Origin of the sequence: Nostoc sp. 'Lobaria pulmonaria (5183) cyanobiont' (assembly GCF_002949795.1) — a bacterium.
GTDB lineage: Bacteria > Cyanobacteriota > Cyanobacteriia > Cyanobacteriales > Nostocaceae > Nostoc.
Genome location: NZ_CP026692.1, coordinates 3,481,209 through 3,497,606 on the forward strand (window position 1 = coordinate 3,481,209; position 16,398 = coordinate 3,497,606).

Annotated in this window: 11 protein-coding genes and 1 pseudogene; 8 read left to right on the plus strand and 4 right to left on the minus strand. The window is 41.3% G+C overall.

The genetic code is table 11. The features are described 5' to 3' along the window. Positions 1-66: 66 nt before the first annotated feature. The 4 genes from NLP_RS15185 (at position 67) to NLP_RS15200 (ending at position 9,870) form a co-directional block, all read left to right on the plus strand. Entirely contained in the window at positions 67-2,379 is a 2,313-nt protein-coding gene (locus tag NLP_RS15185; RefSeq protein ID WP_104907110.1) for a CHASE2 domain-containing protein, read from the plus strand. A 32-nt stretch (positions 2,380-2,411) separates the two neighbouring features. Continuing rightward, positions 2,412-3,239, plus strand: a complete 828-nt coding sequence (locus NLP_RS15190) for a DUF928 domain-containing protein (protein WP_104907111.1) — start codon at positions 2,412-2,414, stop codon at positions 3,237-3,239. A gap of 74 nt (positions 3,240-3,313) precedes the next feature. Then, positions 3,314-6,946, plus strand: coding sequence for a two-partner secretion domain-containing protein (locus NLP_RS15195; RefSeq protein ID WP_104907112.1), 3,633 nt, complete (start codon positions 3,314-3,316; stop codon positions 6,944-6,946). A gap of 47 nt (positions 6,947-6,993) precedes the next feature. Next, positions 6,994-9,870 carry a CHAT domain-containing protein gene (locus NLP_RS15200; RefSeq protein WP_104907113.1) on the plus strand — a complete coding sequence of 959 codons (2,877 nt, stop codon included), beginning with the start codon at positions 6,994-6,996 and terminating at the stop codon, positions 9,868-9,870. A gap of 177 nt (positions 9,871-10,047) precedes the next feature. Here NLP_RS15200 and NLP_RS33210 read toward each other — a convergent pair whose 3' ends face one another. After that, on the minus strand, positions 10,048-10,206 hold the full coding sequence (locus NLP_RS33210) for a hypothetical protein (protein WP_158680394.1): 159 nt from the start codon (positions 10,204-10,206) through the stop codon (positions 10,048-10,050). Here NLP_RS33210 and NLP_RS34955 point away from each other — a divergent pair. Continuing rightward, a pseudogene (locus NLP_RS34955) lies at positions 10,157-10,360 on the plus strand (transposase); the annotation flags it as partial. The gene NLP_RS33210 and the pseudogene NLP_RS34955 overlap by 50 nt on opposite strands. On the opposite strand, the gene NLP_RS15215 reads toward NLP_RS34955, so the two are convergent. Both NLP_RS15215 and fdhD read right to left on the minus strand, forming a co-directional pair. Further along, positions 10,357-12,072, minus strand: a complete 1,716-nt coding sequence (locus NLP_RS15215) for an RluA family pseudouridine synthase (protein ID WP_104907114.1) — start codon at positions 12,070-12,072, stop codon at positions 10,357-10,359. The pseudogene NLP_RS34955 and the gene NLP_RS15215 sit on opposite strands and share 4 nt — an antisense overlap. A 188-nt stretch (positions 12,073-12,260) precedes the next feature. Further along, a complete protein-coding gene (gene fdhD / locus NLP_RS15220) occupies positions 12,261-13,100 on the minus strand; it encodes a formate dehydrogenase accessory sulfurtransferase FdhD (protein ID WP_104907115.1) in 840 nt (279 codons plus the stop codon). Between the two features lie 143 nt (positions 13,101-13,243). Between fdhD and NLP_RS15225 the strand changes: the two genes are divergently transcribed. Next, positions 13,244-14,425 (plus strand): serine hydrolase domain-containing protein, encoded by a 1,182-nt coding sequence (locus NLP_RS15225; RefSeq protein ID WP_104907116.1) that lies wholly within the window; start codon positions 13,244-13,246, stop codon positions 14,423-14,425. A gap of 172 nt (positions 14,426-14,597) precedes the next feature. Here the strand turns inward: NLP_RS15225 and NLP_RS15230 are convergent, their stop codons facing one another. Then, positions 14,598-15,311, minus strand: a complete 714-nt coding sequence (locus NLP_RS15230) for a Uma2 family endonuclease (protein WP_104907117.1) — start codon at positions 15,309-15,311, stop codon at positions 14,598-14,600. Between the two features lie 164 nt (positions 15,312-15,475). Here NLP_RS15230 and NLP_RS36105 point away from each other — a divergent pair, with 164 nt between their 5' ends. Further along, positions 15,476-15,565 (plus strand): GUN4 domain-containing protein, encoded by a 90-nt coding sequence (locus NLP_RS36105; RefSeq protein ID WP_199784864.1) that lies wholly within the window; start codon positions 15,476-15,478, stop codon positions 15,563-15,565. Positions 15,566-15,920: 355 nt separating this feature from the next. Beyond that, positions 15,921-16,370: an orange carotenoid protein N-terminal domain-containing protein gene (locus NLP_RS15240; RefSeq protein ID WP_104907118.1), complete on the plus strand. Its 450-nt coding sequence runs from the start codon at positions 15,921-15,923 to the stop codon at positions 16,368-16,370. The last annotated feature ends 28 nt before the right edge of the window (positions 16,371-16,398 follow it).

Sequence of the window (16,398 nt, forward strand, 5' to 3'; positions counted from 1 at the left end):
ATAATATACATGAAATCGGTATGCATTATGCCTGTGAATCATAGCTATCTTATAATTTAATTCCAGATGAGTAAGTTAATTGTTATCAGCTTAGAAAAAGGTAACTTAAACGATGGCTTTTTTCCTGTAACTGCACAATTGTGGGAAAAGAATAACTCTCGTCCGATAAAATTTATAGGTAGTTTACCTCCTGCACCAAAAATTGCTGAACTCTATAAACGTTTTCAATTAATATATCAAGCACTTCATAAACGATTTGTGAATCGTTCGGGACTCGAAGTAGACTCAACAGGTTTAAATAACGTTAGTGAAGTAGATTTTAGTGAAGTTCAAGAACAGTTATATGAAGAAATCAATTCTTGGCTAAACTCTGATTTATTTCGCCCAATCGATCAAAAATTACGAGAAAAATTGGCTTTAGATGAAGAATTTCAAGTTATTATTGAAGCAAGCGATTATCTTCTACAACGGCTACCTTGGCATTTGTGGAATTTTATCGAGCATTACCAATTATGCGAAGTTGCTGTCAGTACTCCAAAATATGAGCGAGTAATACCATTACCCAAACAGAAAACAAATAAAGTTAGAATATTGGCAATTTTGGGTAATAGTAAAGGAATTAATATTCAGCAAGATAGAAATATTTTAGAACAATTACCAAATGCATCAATAGTATTTTTAGTAGAGCCTTCACGTCAGGAATTAGATAAATGGCTTTGGGACGAACAAGGCTGGGATATACTGTTTTTTGCAGGTCACAGTCAGAGCCAAGATGATCGGGGTCATATACATATAAATAAAACTAGTAGCTTAACAATAAACGAGTTAAAAAATGCGTTGATATACGCAATTTCACGCGGTTTAAAAATAGCTATTTTCAATTCTTGTGATGGTTTGGGATTAGCGCGACAGTTAACTGATTTGCAAATTAATCAAGTTATTGTCATGCGGGAAGAAATACCGGATTTTATAGCACAAGAGTTTGTGAAACATTTCTTGGGAGCTTTTTCTGAAGGTCAATCTTTCTATTTAGCGGTGCGTTATGCACGTTCAAGATTACAGGGTTTGGAAGAGGAATTTCCTGGTGCTTCTTGGCTACCTGTGATTTGTCAAAATATAGCGGAAGAGACTCTCACTTGGCAAGAATTATGCGGTCAAAGTAACACAATTGGTTTCCCTAAATTGACAGCGCGGAATTTTAAAATCGCATTTTTAGTCAGTGTCTTGATCACTGGCCTAATTACGGGAGTGCGATCGCTCGGCTTCATGCAACAATGGGAACTGTCAGCTTTCGACTCAATGATGCGGATGCGACCTGACGAAGGTGCAGATGAACGTCTTTTAGTGATTACTGTCACAGAAGCAGATATTCAGGCTCAAAAACAAAGACAAAAATCATCACTATCAGACAGTACACTACAAGAACTATTACAAAAATTGTCACTTTACAAACCAAGAGCTATTGGTTTGGATATTTATCGAGATTTTCCGGTAGGTTCTCAATATTCAGATTTAGCAAATCATTTGCGAACAAACAACAATTTTATTGCTATCTGTCAAGTTAGCGGTAGCAAACAACAAGCAGTTGGAATTTCACCACCACCAGAAATTCCACCTAACCGCATAGGTTTTAGTGATGTTGTATTTGATAGCGATTTGATAATCCGTCGTAATTTACTATCTATAACACCAGAACCGCAATCAAATTGCAAGTCGCCGTACTCCCTCAACTTCCAACTTGCACGACAATATCTAGCTAAACAAGGCATCCAACTTCATATTACTGACGAAGGCTACTTACAGCTTGGCAAGATAGTCTTTAAACCCATAGATGTTCCTACAGGTGGTTATCAACAATTTGACGCCAAAGGACATCAAATACTACTTAATTACCGCTCTTCGCGGGAGGTTGCAAAACAAGTCAGTGTAGCACAAGTCCTGAACGCTCAATTCAACCCCAACTGGGTAAAAGATAAGATTGTTTTGATTGGCGTTGACTCACAAGGCGCTAAAGACTATTTTCTTACACCCTACAGTATGGCAACTACCCCCTACCAGGAAATTCCAGGGGTACTGCTTCAGGCAGATATGGTTAGTCAAATTCTAAGTGCTGTTTTAGACAAGCGTTCGCTGCTGTGGGTTTTACCTGCATGGGGTGAAATCCTGGGGATTTGCGGTACGTCTTTGGTAGCCGGAATATTAGCTGTATACAGTCGGTCACTATTAAAATTTGCTATTCTCATCAGTGCTGAATTACTCATCCTCTACAGTTGCTGTTTTATTCTCTTGCTATATGGAGGTTGGATGCCATTTCTTCCCTCTGCACTAGGATTAGTAATCACCGGAATCAGTGTAAAAAATGCGAAAAATTATTCCTAAAAAAATAACTGTAAATAATTGAAAATTTAATCATGACTAAAATCAACTTTCTTTCACCACTAAAAGCATTCTTATTGAGTGCAACTTTTTTATTAGTTAATATTACGCAATTATCAGCACAATCTCAGCAATCAAACACTACAAAAATACATTTTGTTCAGCCAATCTTAGATAGACAACCAGAAAATCGGGGCGCACCAAGAGACAGAAGAGGTGCAGGAACTCGCGGTGATTGCCCAGTTAGCTCAGTTCCGAACAAACCTCTCATCGCCTTAGTACCTTTAGTATCAAAAACCGCAAATCAGAAGCAAGTAACAACAGGCACAGATACTACACAATATGTTTTAAGCTTAACCACAGATAAACATCCAACTTTTTGGTTTTACGTTCCCTATTTACCCAAGAATATCAACTCGGTGAAATTTGTCTTACTGGATGAAAAAAAGAACTCTCTCACCAAAGAACCAATTCCTATTACTTTATCCAACACACCAGGAGTGATTAGGATTAGTGTTCCGACAACAGAGAAACCCCTAGAAATTGGACAATATTATCACTGGTACTTTTTGATTGATTGTAACCCCCAAAGCCGCTCAGAAGATATAGCAGTTGAAGGGTTAGTGCAACGCATTGTCCTAAAAGATGAATTAACACGTCGCTTACAGACAGCAACCCCAATTCAACAAGTAGCCCTTTATGCTCAAGCAGGTATTTGGCAAGATGCTCTAACTATTTTAGGAGAACTTCGCGCCCGCAAAAGCCAAGATGCAGCCTTGGCGACTGATTGGAAAGATTTGTTGGAGTCTGTGGGGTTGGAAGATATTTCTACCGAAGCGATCGCACCTTGTTGTACTCTCTAACATGGGCATCGGGCATTGGATATCTGCAAAAACTTTTTCTACTTTTTTAGAGGGATACAATTTTGAGAAAATATATGAGTTTTGAGTGCTTCAGAGGGTTAGGAATTGCGAGCACTTACCCGCGCTGCGCTTCGCTGATCGCGCAAGCTCTAACTTGTCAGTTCGCTGGTGCAATAATACTCTCTGCTAATTGCGCTATTGCCCAAATTACGCCGGATGCTACTCTGCCGAATAATTCTAATGTCAAATTAAATGGCAACACCACAATTATTGAGGGTGGAACGCAAACCGGAAGCAATCTTTTCCACAGTTTTTCAGAATTCTCTGTACCCATCAACGGTACAGCTTTTTTTAACAACGCCTTAGACGTTCAAAATATTATTAGTCGAGTCACGGGTCGCCAACGTTCTGATATCAATGGCAAAATTCAGGCAAACGGTATTGCAAATCTGTTTTTAATTAATCCGAATGGAATTGTATTTGGACCAACTGGCAGCTTAAGTATTGGTGGTTCTTTTGCTGCTACAACAGCCAACGCTTTACAATTCGGTAGTCTAGGCAGCTTCAGTGCTACAAATCCAGAAGCACCTTCACCGTTACTGACGATTAACCCTTCAGCTTTTTTATACAACCAAATCCCTACAGGAGCAATTGAAAATTACTCAGTTGCAGCTGCTGGTCTTCATTTAGCGAATTTTGAAACATTTGGTTTGCGAGTTCCTGATGGTAAAAGCTTATTACTAATCGGTGGTAATGTGACGATGGATCACGGACAATTAAATGCTTATGGTGGACGAATCGAATTAGCAGGATTATCTGCTCCAGGAAGTATAAATCTTGCTATTGATGGCAACATTTTTAGTACTCAAGTACCTGAATTATCACGAAGTGATGTAGTTTTAAATAATGGAGCGATCGCTAATGTTGCTTATGGTAGTGGTGGTAGTATTGCAATCAACGCACGCAACATAGATTTATTAAAAGGAAGTTCACTCAATGGTGGTATCGAGGGAAGTTTGGGTTCAGCAACTGCAAAAGCAGGAAATATTACTCTTGGCGCCACGGAAGCAATTAAAATAGAAGAGCAAAGCGAAATTAGAAATCAGATTCGACCGAATGGTATCGGGAATGCTGGTGATATTAATATTACTACTGGCTTATTATCCGTAAAGGAGGGATCTGGAATTTACACTCGTTCCTTGGGCGATCGTCCCTTGGGTCAACCAGCTAATGCCGGCAATATCAATATAAATGCTCGCAAAGAAGTCTCTTTTCTAGATGGAAGTTTTGGCTCGACTACTTTAGAATCTACAGGTGTAGGAAAAAGTGGAGATTTGCAGATTCAAGCTGATTCTGTGTTAGTTGGTAACGACTCTCAATTAAATGTTAGTACTTTAGGTACGGGAGATTCTGGCAATTTAACAATTGATGCTCGTAATACCGTTGATTTTTATAATAGATCCTTTGCCTTCAGCCGAGTTGAAAAAGGAGAAGGTAATGGCGGTATCATAAAAATCAACACGGGTTCACTCACACTGACCAATAATTCAATTCTTGATGCCAGTACAATTGCAAAAGGAAATGCGGGCAGTGTGAAAATACAGGCTCGCGATAATGTATCCTTTGCAAATAATAGTAGAGCGGTTACCACAGTCCAAGGAGGCGGCAAAGGAAATGGAAATGACCTTTCAATCCAAGCAAGGTCAGTTTCGGTTACTGATGGATCATTTTTAACAGCAGGTACTTTCGGTGAAGGCAACGCAGGTAATGTAATAATTGATGCTACCGATTCGGTTCGATTTGATGGTAGTAACAGTTATGCTGCTAGCAGCGTAGGTTTGGAAGGATATGGCGAAGGATTAGGCAACGCAGGTATAGTAAAAATCTCTACAGGTTCGCTTCAGCTCACCAACCAAGCCAAATTAACAGCAGAAAGCTACAGCAAACAAGGAAATGCAGGTGATATCATCATTGATGCCCGCGATACCGTCTCTTTATCAGATGGAAGTTCTCTAAAAAGCCTGTTAGGAGAGCAAATAAAGGGTAAAGCAGGTAATATCAGCATTACCACAGGTTCACTCTCAGTTGCCAGTGGTTCCTCGCTCCAGGCTGATACTTATGGACAGGGAGACGGCGGTTATATTGATATTAAAGCACGAGATAATGTGTCTTTTCTAACTGAGGGAGGAGCTTATACCAGAGTACAATTAGGTGCAAATGGCAAGGGGGGCAATATAGATATTACAGCGGATTCTTTAACCCTGAGTGATGGTTCCTTTTTAGCAGCAAGTACTCTAGGACAAGGAAATTCTGGCAGTGTAACTATTAACGCCGCTAATGCCGTTAATTTAAGTGGAGTCAACAAAGAAGGTTTTCCAGGAGGCATTTACAGCGAAGTTGCGACCATTCAACCAAATAGCAATGGAGGCAATGTAAATATCACTGCTAGATCGTTGAAAGTCACTGATGGTGCCCGCTTGGCTACTAGTACAAATGGTAATGGAAATGCTGGTAGTGTCAATATCAATGCGACTGATTTCGTTTTATTTGATGGTGTAAGCAGTAACAATAAGAGAAGTGGTGCTTATAGTCTTGTGTTACCTCAAGGAACAGGTGCGGCAAATGATATTAACATTAATACAGGCTCACTTTTTTTACGAAATGGTGCGAGCTTGAGTGCAGGCACAGAGGGAGAAGGGAATGCCGGAAAAATAAATCTTACTGCCCAAGATATGGTATCTATTGATGGAGCAAGTGCTAATGGATTGCCAAGTACGATTGAGAGTAAGGTAGCAGAAAATGCTGTGGGCAATGGAGGTGATGTTGATGTTACAACTAGGTCGCTTTTTATTACCAATGGCGCCGAACTATCTAGCAGCAGTCAGGGAAATGGAGCCGCAGGCAACTTAACGGTAAATGCTAATTTGATTAGTCTTGACAACCGAGGCAAAATTTCAGCCGACACCATCGCCGGACAAGGCAATATAAATCTAAATCCAAGAGATTTATTAATAATGCGTCGTAATAGTGAAATCACTACTAAAGCTTCTGGAAACAATATTACTGGTGGTAATATTACAATCGATGGCAAAAATGCCTTTGTTGTTGCGGTTGAAGATGAAAATAGTAATATTCGTGCTGATTCGGAAAACTTTCGTGGTGGAAATGTCACAATTAATGTAGCTCAAATCTTTGGTTTTCAATCTCCAACAACATCATTTCCGCTAATAAGTAGCATTACTGCAACAGGAGCAAGTCCTGACTTGGGCGGAAATATACAAATCAATACCTTTGATACAGACCCTAGTAAAGGATTAGTTTCTTTAACAACAGATGTGGTTGATGTCGCCCGTTTAGTAGACGATAATGTCTGCGCCAGAACCGCTAAAAGTAGCTTCACTTATACCGGAAGTGGTGGTTTACCCCCCTCTCCCAACAACACACTTAATAGTGATGCGGTATGGGAAGATTGGCGACTCACTGCTGTACCAAAGGGAAGAGAGGGAGAAAAAGATAAGGGGAACTTGCAGTCCCTTGTGGGGATAAAGGGAGAGAATAATTCCTCACGCCCTACTCAAATTGTGGAAGCGCAAGGGTGGATAATTAATCAGAATGGGGAAGTGATTCTTACAGCTTACGCTCCCACAGCAACACCACACAAAGTAGGAAGTTCATCATCTGGATGTCAGTCACCAATTGCCAATTAATGGGTACGTGGTATGAAACAATGATGATTGTTTAGCAAGGGATTGGAATGGCAAGACCTAATTTTTGGAACACGGCTAGAAAAAAGGGTGTATTTCGCAAGTGGCAAATTATCCTGTTAGCTTTGCTGGGATTGACCTTCAGCTTTAGTGTTCATCTGCTATCGGCTGCTTCTATTGTCCCAGTTATTGAGAAAGTTTCCATCCAATCGAGTCAGCCAATTAGCAATGCTTCTATATCCCATACCGAAGTGCCTGAAAGCATAGAACAACTGATGCAAAAGGGCAAGACTTTATACCAATCAGGACAATTTGCCTTTGCAGCGCAAACTTTTCAGCAGGCTGCACAGGTTTATCAGTCCCAAAATGACGCACTCAACCAAGCTTTGGCGTTAAATTTCCTTTCTTTAACTGAGGAAAAACTGGGACATTTGAACCAAGCAAGTGTGGCAATTACAACTAGTCTTAATTTATTAAAGCAAGCAAATTTAAGTACTAGTAACGCAAAACACATTCTCGCTCTGGTTCTCAACACTCAAGGCAATTTACAATTAGTACTGGGGCAAGTTGAAAATGCTTTGCAATCATGGCAAAAGGCGGCTAAAACCTATACTGAAATTGGTGATAGTGCTGGTAATATTGGTACTTTAATTAACCAGGCTACGGCTTTCCAATCTTTGGGGCTTTACCACCGCACGATGAAAATATTTGAGCAGGTAGAAAAAAATCTCCTTTCCATGCCAAACTCGCTTTTAAAAGCTGCTGGATTGCGAAGTTTTGGAAATTCGCTGCTAGCTAGTGGAGATATTAGTGGAGATATAGAAGATCCTGAGAAAATACTGGAGCAAAGTTTGGCAGTAGCGCAACAGTTGCGATCGCCACAAGAAGAAAGTGCAACTTTACTTAGTTTAGGCAATCTCGCATTCGCAAGGGGCAAGAAAAATCTCATCAAAGAAAGCACTACTGAGGATAATTTTCTCCCGTCGCGGTGTGGACAAACAGCGATCGCCCAAACAGAGGATACCAAATACTTCAAAAAAGCATCTGATTACTATGATGAAATCGCTAATAAGTCAAGTTCCCCCATTACTACTGTACAAGCACAACTCAATCGCTTGAGTGTATTGCAGTTTCTTGGGCAACAACCGACGAGCGAATATCTTGGAGCAATTAAATCTGCATTCTCCAATTTAACCCCCAGTCGAGCCGCAGTATACGCCAGAATAAATTTTGTCCAGAGTTTGGTTTGTCTTGAAAAGGCACAGAAGCAGACAACAAGAGAAATTTTCAATTCCCCAACCCAAAATCAGGATTTCCAAGCAGCAGCCAGGGAACAAGCTAAAATTCAAAATCCCGAAGAAATTGTCGAGCTATTAAACACTGCTGTGCAACAAGCCAAAGACATCAAAGACCAACGAGCCGAGTCTTATAGTCTAGGTTATCTGGCTCAATTTTACGAGATGAAAAAACAATTGCCAAACGCACAGAGATATACCGAGTCAGCTTTAAATCTTGCTCAGATGATAAATGCACCGGATATTGCTTATCAGTGGGAATGGCAACTCGGACGCCTGCTTTTGGTACAGGGAGATTCAGAAAGAGCAGTAGCAGCTTACACCACAGCAGTGGAAACTCTTCATACTTTACGCGGTGATTTGGTAGCTCTTAATCCCGACATTCAATTTGACTTTCGAGATGAAGTAGAACCAGTATATCGTCAATTGGTAGGATTACTTTTACAATCAGACCAAACCTCGACTGACAAAGCAGTAACCAAACAAGTCAGCCAGAAAAATTTAAAGCAAGCTCGCGATGTGATTGAAGCTTTACAATTGGCTGAATTAGACAACTTTTTCCAAGATACTTGTATTACCATCCAGCCAACGCCGATTGACGAAGTGGTGAACAATGCTAATCCAGTGACAGCAGTTTTTTACTCAATTATCTTACCAGACAGCCTCGAAATAATTGTCAAATTACCGCATTCTGACGAATTACGGCATTTCACGACTTATAAACCCAAAGTTGAAGTAGAAAATACTTTAGAAGCACTGCGACAAAAACTAGAACAACGCTATACATTTCGCGATCGCGAAGAGCTTTCTCAAGAAGTATATAACTGGATTATCAAACCTGCCATTGCAGACTTAGAGCAAAATAATGTCAAAAATCTAGTCTTTGTGATGGATGGTTCGTTGCGGAATATCCCAATGGCTGCGCTTTATGACGGTAAACAGTATTTGATAGAAAAATACAGCGTTGCCCTCTTGCCCGGTTTGCAACTGCTAGCACCCAAACAAAAACGCAGACGATTGGAAGCATTAATCGCCGGATTAACAGAGTCTCGCCTCGGCTTTAGTTCCTTATCAAATGTCGCCATCGAATTGCAGCAAATAAAGTCTATTATTCCTTCTAAACAACTTATAAACCAAGCTTTTACTGACACCAACATTGGACAGGAGGTCAGTTCAGTTTCTTTTCCTGTGGTTCACCTAGCAACTCACGGCAAATTCAGTTCTAAAGTTGAAGATACATATATTCTTACTTGGAATCGCAAGATTAATATTAAACTATTGCGTGAAATACTGCAAACTAGAGAACAAGTGGTAGGGCGCTCCAATCGCGTACCACCTCCAATTGAATTACTTGTTCTCAGTGCTTGTGAAACAGCGACTGGAGATAAGCGTGCTGCTTTGGGACTCGCTGGTGTTGCTGTGCGTTCCGGCGCACGCAGTACCCTGGCCTCACTGTGGCAAGTAGACGATAAATCTACCTCCGTTCTAATGAGTGAATTCTATCGACAATTAACACAAGATGCCAATTTAAGTAAAGCAGAAGCCCTACGTCGCGCTCAAGAGTTTGTTTTGAAGGATAAAGAACATCCATTTTATTGGGCACCCTATGTTTTAGTGGGGAATTGGCTTTAGAGTAATCCAAGGAAATAAATGATCCAAAAATGGATTGAGTTGTTCTCCACCGCAAGCTGCGATCGCTTGGAAACGGATTGATTATTTGTACAGTCTTCTCGCTCATAATAAGCATGATTAACCTTGTCCACAACTTAGAAGGATAGTTGCTATCTTTCGCCTTCTTCAGATGCGATATTATCGCAACAAATTGTTTATCTTGGACTTACGAACCCGATTCGCCTCAACTGGGCGGTCATCTTCTGCTCTGGCAATCTTATAGTAATAAACACCTGCTTTACCAAAAACGAAGGGGCGTAAACGCCATATACTTGTCGATACACTGGGTTTACTCATAGTTGTCGTCATCACGGCTGCAAGTGTAAGCGAACAAGCAGGTGCAAAAAAAGTTTTGGTTAAACTCGACTCTATGCGCGTAGGCGTAGCCCGCCGTAGGCATCGCATGGCAAGATTGATACAGATTTGGGTTGATGGGGGGTATCGTGGTCAAAAGGGCGTAATTGCTTGTAAATGCAAGGTTTTTTCTAACTGCGGATGCTTGAAGCGAAGTTCTCTGGCGTGCAGATGTAAACGACTGGTAACTGCACGGCATCCATAAAGGCGATCGCCTAAAATAGTTATCCCAAGTCCTCGCGCATCAGCTGCATGAACCCTCAACTGATGAGTGCGTCCTGTTAGTGGCGTAAATTCTACGCGGGTGTAGTCCCCTTCTCTTTCCATTACCTGGAAGTGTGTCAAGCTAGGTTTACCATACTGCCAATCAACTTTTTGATAAGGGCGATTTTCAGGATCTCCCCACAGTGGCAAGTCAATTTTACCTTGCTCAACTGTCACAGCACCGGAAAGTATGGCTTCATAAACCTTGTGAACCTGGCGTTGCTGAAACTGTTGGCTGAGTTGCCGATGAGTTTGGCGATCGCGCGCCAACAACAAAATCCCGGAAGTTTCCTGATCTAGGCGATGCACAGATAGAAGTGCCATGCCATCAGGTAATAGATGGCGTAAGCGACTCAAGACACTATCTTGGCGATCGCGATAACGACCGGGTACTGAAAGTAATCCAGCAGGTTTGTTTACAGCAATCAGCCATTCATCTTCATAAATAATTGGTATGATCTCTCCCCAAACCCTTCCCCTATCAGGGCAGGAAGGGCTTCTTACTGCCTTTTGCCTAGCTGGCAAGGGAGGTTTCAAGCCTGAGAGCAAAAACCCCATCAATGGCTGACATCGCTCGGCACACGCTCCATAAAACTCTCCCGGAATTTTATTCTGATTTGCGGAAGACGTACCCCACCAAAATTCTGCCATTGCTAGGGGTTTGAGATTATGTGTTGCCGCATAATGCAGCAGCTTTGGGGCACAACAGTCTCCTGTGCCAGTGGGCAAACCTCCTGGCATCAATTCTTGCAGTGATTGCGATCGCCCGGAAAAATTAGTCAGGCTGTAGCTAGCGTGCATCTGAGCTTGCAATTGACAAGAAAGTGCTTTACGCTGTTGTTTCAGTTCGCTAATTCGCGCATCCGTCGCTGTAATTACCTGCTGGAGGGGCTGTAATACGGCATTTTGCTGGCGTTTAAGTTGTCGTCGCTCAATTCCCTGCTGACGACTCTCTTCGTCGAGTTGTTCAAGGGCAATCGTGAGTGCTTCGGAAGAGAGTATATTGCAGATTTGCTGACGTTTTTCCTGTCGCTGATGTTTGCAATAGCGATGGCGATCGCTCATTGCTTGCAACTGCTGCTCAAAGTCATTAAACAGAATTTCATACTGCTGGCGTTCGGTCAGTTGCTTCAAGGTAATAATTTCTTGCTTAATTGCGTCCAACTCAGCCAAAGTGCGGGCTTCCTCGAAAGCAACTTCGTCTCGTCCGGGAATTGGCGGCACCCAGCCCTCAACCACACTGCAACCATTCAAAAGACCGGAAAAGGCTTTTAGTACTCGTTGTTCGCCATTAGGCAGTTCAACCAATAGTATTCCATACATCTTCCCTTCACGAGAATAACAGTCATTGTTGGCAAGATATTGTATTAGTCCGTGGGCGATCGCTTCGGACATTGAAGTGCGGGGTAATTTTAGGCGATGTCTACGACGGGCTACGCCTACGCCATTTTGCGGACAACGCCCTTCGTACCAATAGCTACAAGATGAGTCGCCGATCGCAAAATCGCAGTCGATGAAATCTGAAAGTGTGTGCAGAACTACCATACAAAGTATGATTGTAAATCTAGCTAATCTTAATATTTTAAATTATTGCCCATACTAGCGGTTCCCATTCAGATGCGGTACAACATTATATCGTGGGGTGTAGGGGCACGGCAGTGCCGTGCCCCTACGGGTGTACCTCACGCTTCTTTGCAACAATTTAGCCTTGCCACACCACTACGAAAGTGTTCTTAAGCAGCGTTTATTCTTTGCAAACCAGTGTAAATATTGAATCGTTCTCCGCGCAGGAATCCAATTAAGGTAATCCCGAATTCCTTGGCAACAGATACCGCCAAACTACTGGGAGCAGAAACAGAACAGACAATGGGAACTCCAGCAGTTGTAGACTTTTGCAAAATCTCAAAACTTGAGCGTCCGCTAACCAGAACAATACAATTATTTAAAGGTAATTCATCACTGAGCAAAGCTGTACCAATCAATTTATCCAAAGCATTGTGTCGCCCAACATCCTCCCACAGGTTTAACATTTGTCCTTGAGCATCAAAGATAGCCGCAGCGTGCAAACCCCCTGTAGCAGTGAAAATACCTTGAGCAGCCCGGAGTTTATCTGGTAGGCTGTATACGATCTCAGGTGTTACCGTTGGGCCAGAAGAAATTACTGGACATCCCCGCAGACGCAAAGCCTCAAGGCTAGCTTTACCACACACCCCACAGGCGCTACTTGTGTAGAAATGGCGCTCCAAAGGCTGTAAGTCTGGAATCAACCCATCCCGCAGTTCCACATTTACAATATTATGGCGCTGCTCACCATCTACTAATTCATCTACGCAGTAGCTGATACGTCGAATATCTTCCCTGCTATTAACGACTCCTTCACTGTAGAGGAAGCCAGCAGCTAGTTCAAAATCTGCCCCTGGTGTCCGCATTGTTACAGCTACCGTCTTCTGGAAAGGAACAAGACGAATTTCCAAAGGTTCCTCAGTAGTAAGATGATCTAAACGAGACCGTACTTGACCTTTTTCCACTACCCAAACAGTGGCTTTGGTTTTGCTTTTAGTTGGCATTCTCATATTTGTGCAAGTTGGTAAATTTAAATTTTGATACTAATCTGGAAACAAAGTAATGCTATTTATATGTCAGATGTCAGGTTGATGCTCACCAATTACTTTGTGCAGTTGAGCTAGATCGGCTGTGTTTCTGTTTAGGAAGTAAAATGAACCTAAAACTTTTGGCTTTCAGCAAAATTTTATTTGCGATAGTCTTTGTGATTTCCCTTGGTTTTACAGGATATTTAGTGGCTAATAACATTAGTCAGAGAGTAATTGAAAAATCTCTTGCTAAACAAGTGATATCTACCTCCACCGTCGGAAAAAGTGCTCAACTACAGAAGCTTTTAAATGAGATAATTGTAGAACAGAAAATTCCTGGTGCAGTCATGTATATTACTACACCTAAAGGTTCTTGGCTGGGAGCATCTGGTGTGAGTAACTTGTCAACTAAAACCAGGATGAAACCCACAGATGGCTTTTCTATTGCCAGTATGAGTAAAACTTTTATGGCGGTGGTTGTGCTGAAATTAGTGGAACAAGGAAAGATAGGATTAGATCGGGCGATCGCAACCTACTTACCAAGAGACATAACTCCTCATATTGTCAACAGCGAAAAAATTACAGTTCGTCAACTCCTCAACCACACCAGTGGTGTTGCTGAATACTTAGATACAAAAGAGTTTATTCAAGCTACAGCGAAAAGAAGTCGCTCACAGCCTTGGACAGCCAGAGAAGCTATTCGGTATATGTATCAAGAAGAACCACAGGCAAATCCTGGAGAAAAATTTATTTATACTGATTGCAACTATATTCTTTTGGAACTGATTGTTGAAAACATCACTAGGGGAACTCTCGCCCAAGCAATCCGCAGTCAGATTTTAAAACCATTGGGATTAAAACATACCTTCACGGAATTGCGCGAACCGATAATTGGAGAAGTCGCTACAGGTTATGGCGATCGCAATAAGGATGGTAAGCTAGATAGCTACGCCCAAGTCAATGATGGTAATGGTTTGGGAGATGGGGGATTAGTTTCAACAGCAGAAGATTTAGCCAAGTTCGCCAAAGCGTTATTTGTCAAAAAAACCTTACTTTCCTCAAAGATGATGAAAGAAATGTTGAAATTTAAAGATAATGGCGCAGGTTATAGTTATGGCTTGGGTGTAGAACGATTTTCATCTCCTTTAGCAAAGGCAATTGGGCATAGTGGTACAGCTTATGGCTTCGTAACATTGCTTGCATATTTACCCAATGAAAAAACTACTATAGTAGTGCTGCTAAACAATCAGAATGTTGATATTAAATCAGTAGCTAAAACAGGTCTAGAGGTTGTCGAGAATAAATGATCCTAATTTGTAATTATGCTTGTAGGGCTGGCATTTTAATAATTCAAAATTTAAAATTCACGCATTAAAGACATTTTCAGACTCTTATTTAAACCCTGAATAAAACTGATCGGAGGCGGAGTGGCTCCGACTCGGCCCTACGTATAGACGTAGAAGTTTTAAACCCTTTAATTTACGATAAATTTTCTGGGTCAATGTTCAGTTCTCGCAATTTTGCTGCTAGGCGTTCAGCACGTTGTCGTTCTTGTTCAGCGCGTTGTCGTTCTTGTTCAGCACGTTGTCGTTCTTGTTCAACGGCTTCTTCAGGTGTGGGAATTAGATTTCCTTCCGCAGTGAAATAGCGCAATTTATGTTCATAAACACCCAAGTACAAATTTAATTGCTGACTCCACAGCCATCCTTGAAGATTAGGTTCTATCGGTTCATAAGTACCGCCAATCAAGATAAAGCCAGCAAATTCTAAATTATTGGGATCGAACCAAAAATATTCTGGTGTGCGAAAGATATCTTGAAAAATTTGTTTTTTCAAACCCTTGTCAGTTGCTGCTGTAGAATCCGAGAGAAACTCTACAATTATGTTAGGATATTTCCCGTCTTCTTCCCAAACAACCCAACTTTTACGAACTTTGCGTTCACATCCCAGCACTACAAAAAAATCGGGACCCCGGAATTCTTCTGACCTCCGCTGGCGTTGACTGTAGTAAATTGTTAGATTACCCGCAGCGTAAAAGTCATTGCGATTTCGCCACCACAATTCCAAAGATTGTAATAGCAGAATTATTTGGCGTAGATGTAATTCACTTTCCAAAGGTGGTTCGTCACTATATAAATCCCCTGGAGGAAATATTACATCATTTAGGAATTCAAAATCTTTGGCGGCGGACATGGCTGAAAGTTTTCGGGTGATATGGGTGATAAAAACTTACCGTAGCAGTAGTTTGAGTTTTAACATCTAGGTTTGTTTTTCCAGACGCACGATCGCATTATAATCAGGAACTCTTTCAAGCGATCGGCTAAAGGAGATGAAAATTTTTCCTGCACTGACACACTATTGAGAATCTGTGGTTAAAATACAGTGCAGGGCGTTTTGGCTTCAGTATTCAAAAGAAAACTTATTTACAGCAGAATTCAAGTATTTGAACCACATCTGTTGTAGGGGCGCAAGGCCTTGCGCCCCTACCGCGTGGTCTATTTACCTGAAAATAGCTGTAAGTGTTGAAAGTCAGGTTGATGGTGATTTTTAGCCAGAAGTTTAGATAAAATTTGGCGATAATATTGCATGGTGAGTGAATGAAACAAGGCAATAAGGCAAATAAAGGTTCCTCTGTGGTGAGTTGGTGTAAACTTTGTAACTAGTAATTTCAGTTATCTATATATCTATCTTATGTAGTGATCCTATCCCTACCCTAAGTAGGGTTATTGATTTCCATTTGTTCGTTAAGTTATATAAAGGTACTGAAAACAAATTTTCACAGTAACTTAGTTGGAGTTTTTTATGACTTACACAATTGATGAAGCAACAAAACCGGCTTTAGAAAGTTTTAAACGCTTTGATGTAGACACTCAGCTAGCCCTACTTTGGTTCGGTTACTTGGATCTTAAAGAGCAGCTACAGCCTGCACCTCCTCAAAGCGTAGAAGTTCCTGCTAGAACACTCTTTGACCAATTCCTGGAATTGTCTAAAGAAGAGCAACTGCAAGCGCAACGTGACATTATTAATGGTGCAGCTAACGAGATCAGCCAAGGCTATAATGCTCTAAGTCCCAATGCCAAATTAGACGTTTGGTTTATGCTGGCACAAGGAATGGAGGATGGAAGCATAATTCAAGTGCCCTCCGACTATCAACTTCCTGGTGAAACGGATGAATTTGTCGCATTGATCAAAAAGCTAGAGTTTGAGCAACGGATTAATTTCATGCTGAGTGTCGTGGAAGCAATGGGTTAGTCAAGTCCAAGTATTTTCAATAGCTTTC

Bases quoted from the DNA above. Each gene is read 5' to 3' on its own strand.
- NLP_RS15185 (WP_104907110.1), top strand. From the start codon at position 67: ATGAGTAAGTTAATTGTTATCAGCTTAGAAAAAGGTAACTTAAACGAT.
- NLP_RS15190 (WP_104907111.1), top strand. From the start codon at position 2,412: ATGACTAAAATCAACTTTCTTTCACCACTAAAAGCATTCTTATTGAGT.
- NLP_RS15195 (WP_104907112.1), top strand. From the start codon at position 3,314: ATGAGTTTTGAGTGCTTCAGAGGGTTAGGAATTGCGAGCACTTACCCG.
- NLP_RS15200 (WP_104907113.1), top strand. From the start codon at position 6,994: ATGGCAAGACCTAATTTTTGGAACACGGCTAGAAAAAAGGGTGTATTT.
- NLP_RS33210 (WP_158680394.1), bottom strand. From the start codon at position 10,206: ATGAGTAAACCCAGTGTATCGACAAGTATATGGCGTTTACGCCCCTTC.
- NLP_RS15215 (WP_104907114.1), bottom strand. From the start codon at position 12,072: ATGGTAGTTCTGCACACACTTTCAGATTTCATCGACTGCGATTTTGCG.
- fdhD (WP_104907115.1), bottom strand. From the start codon at position 13,100: ATGAGAATGCCAACTAAAAGCAAAACCAAAGCCACTGTTTGGGTAGTG.
- NLP_RS15225 (WP_104907116.1), top strand. From the start codon at position 13,244: ATGAACCTAAAACTTTTGGCTTTCAGCAAAATTTTATTTGCGATAGTC.
- NLP_RS15230 (WP_104907117.1), bottom strand. From the start codon at position 15,311: ATGTCCGCCGCCAAAGATTTTGAATTCCTAAATGATGTAATATTTCCT.
- NLP_RS15240 (WP_104907118.1), top strand. From the start codon at position 15,921: ATGACTTACACAATTGATGAAGCAACAAAACCGGCTTTAGAAAGTTTT.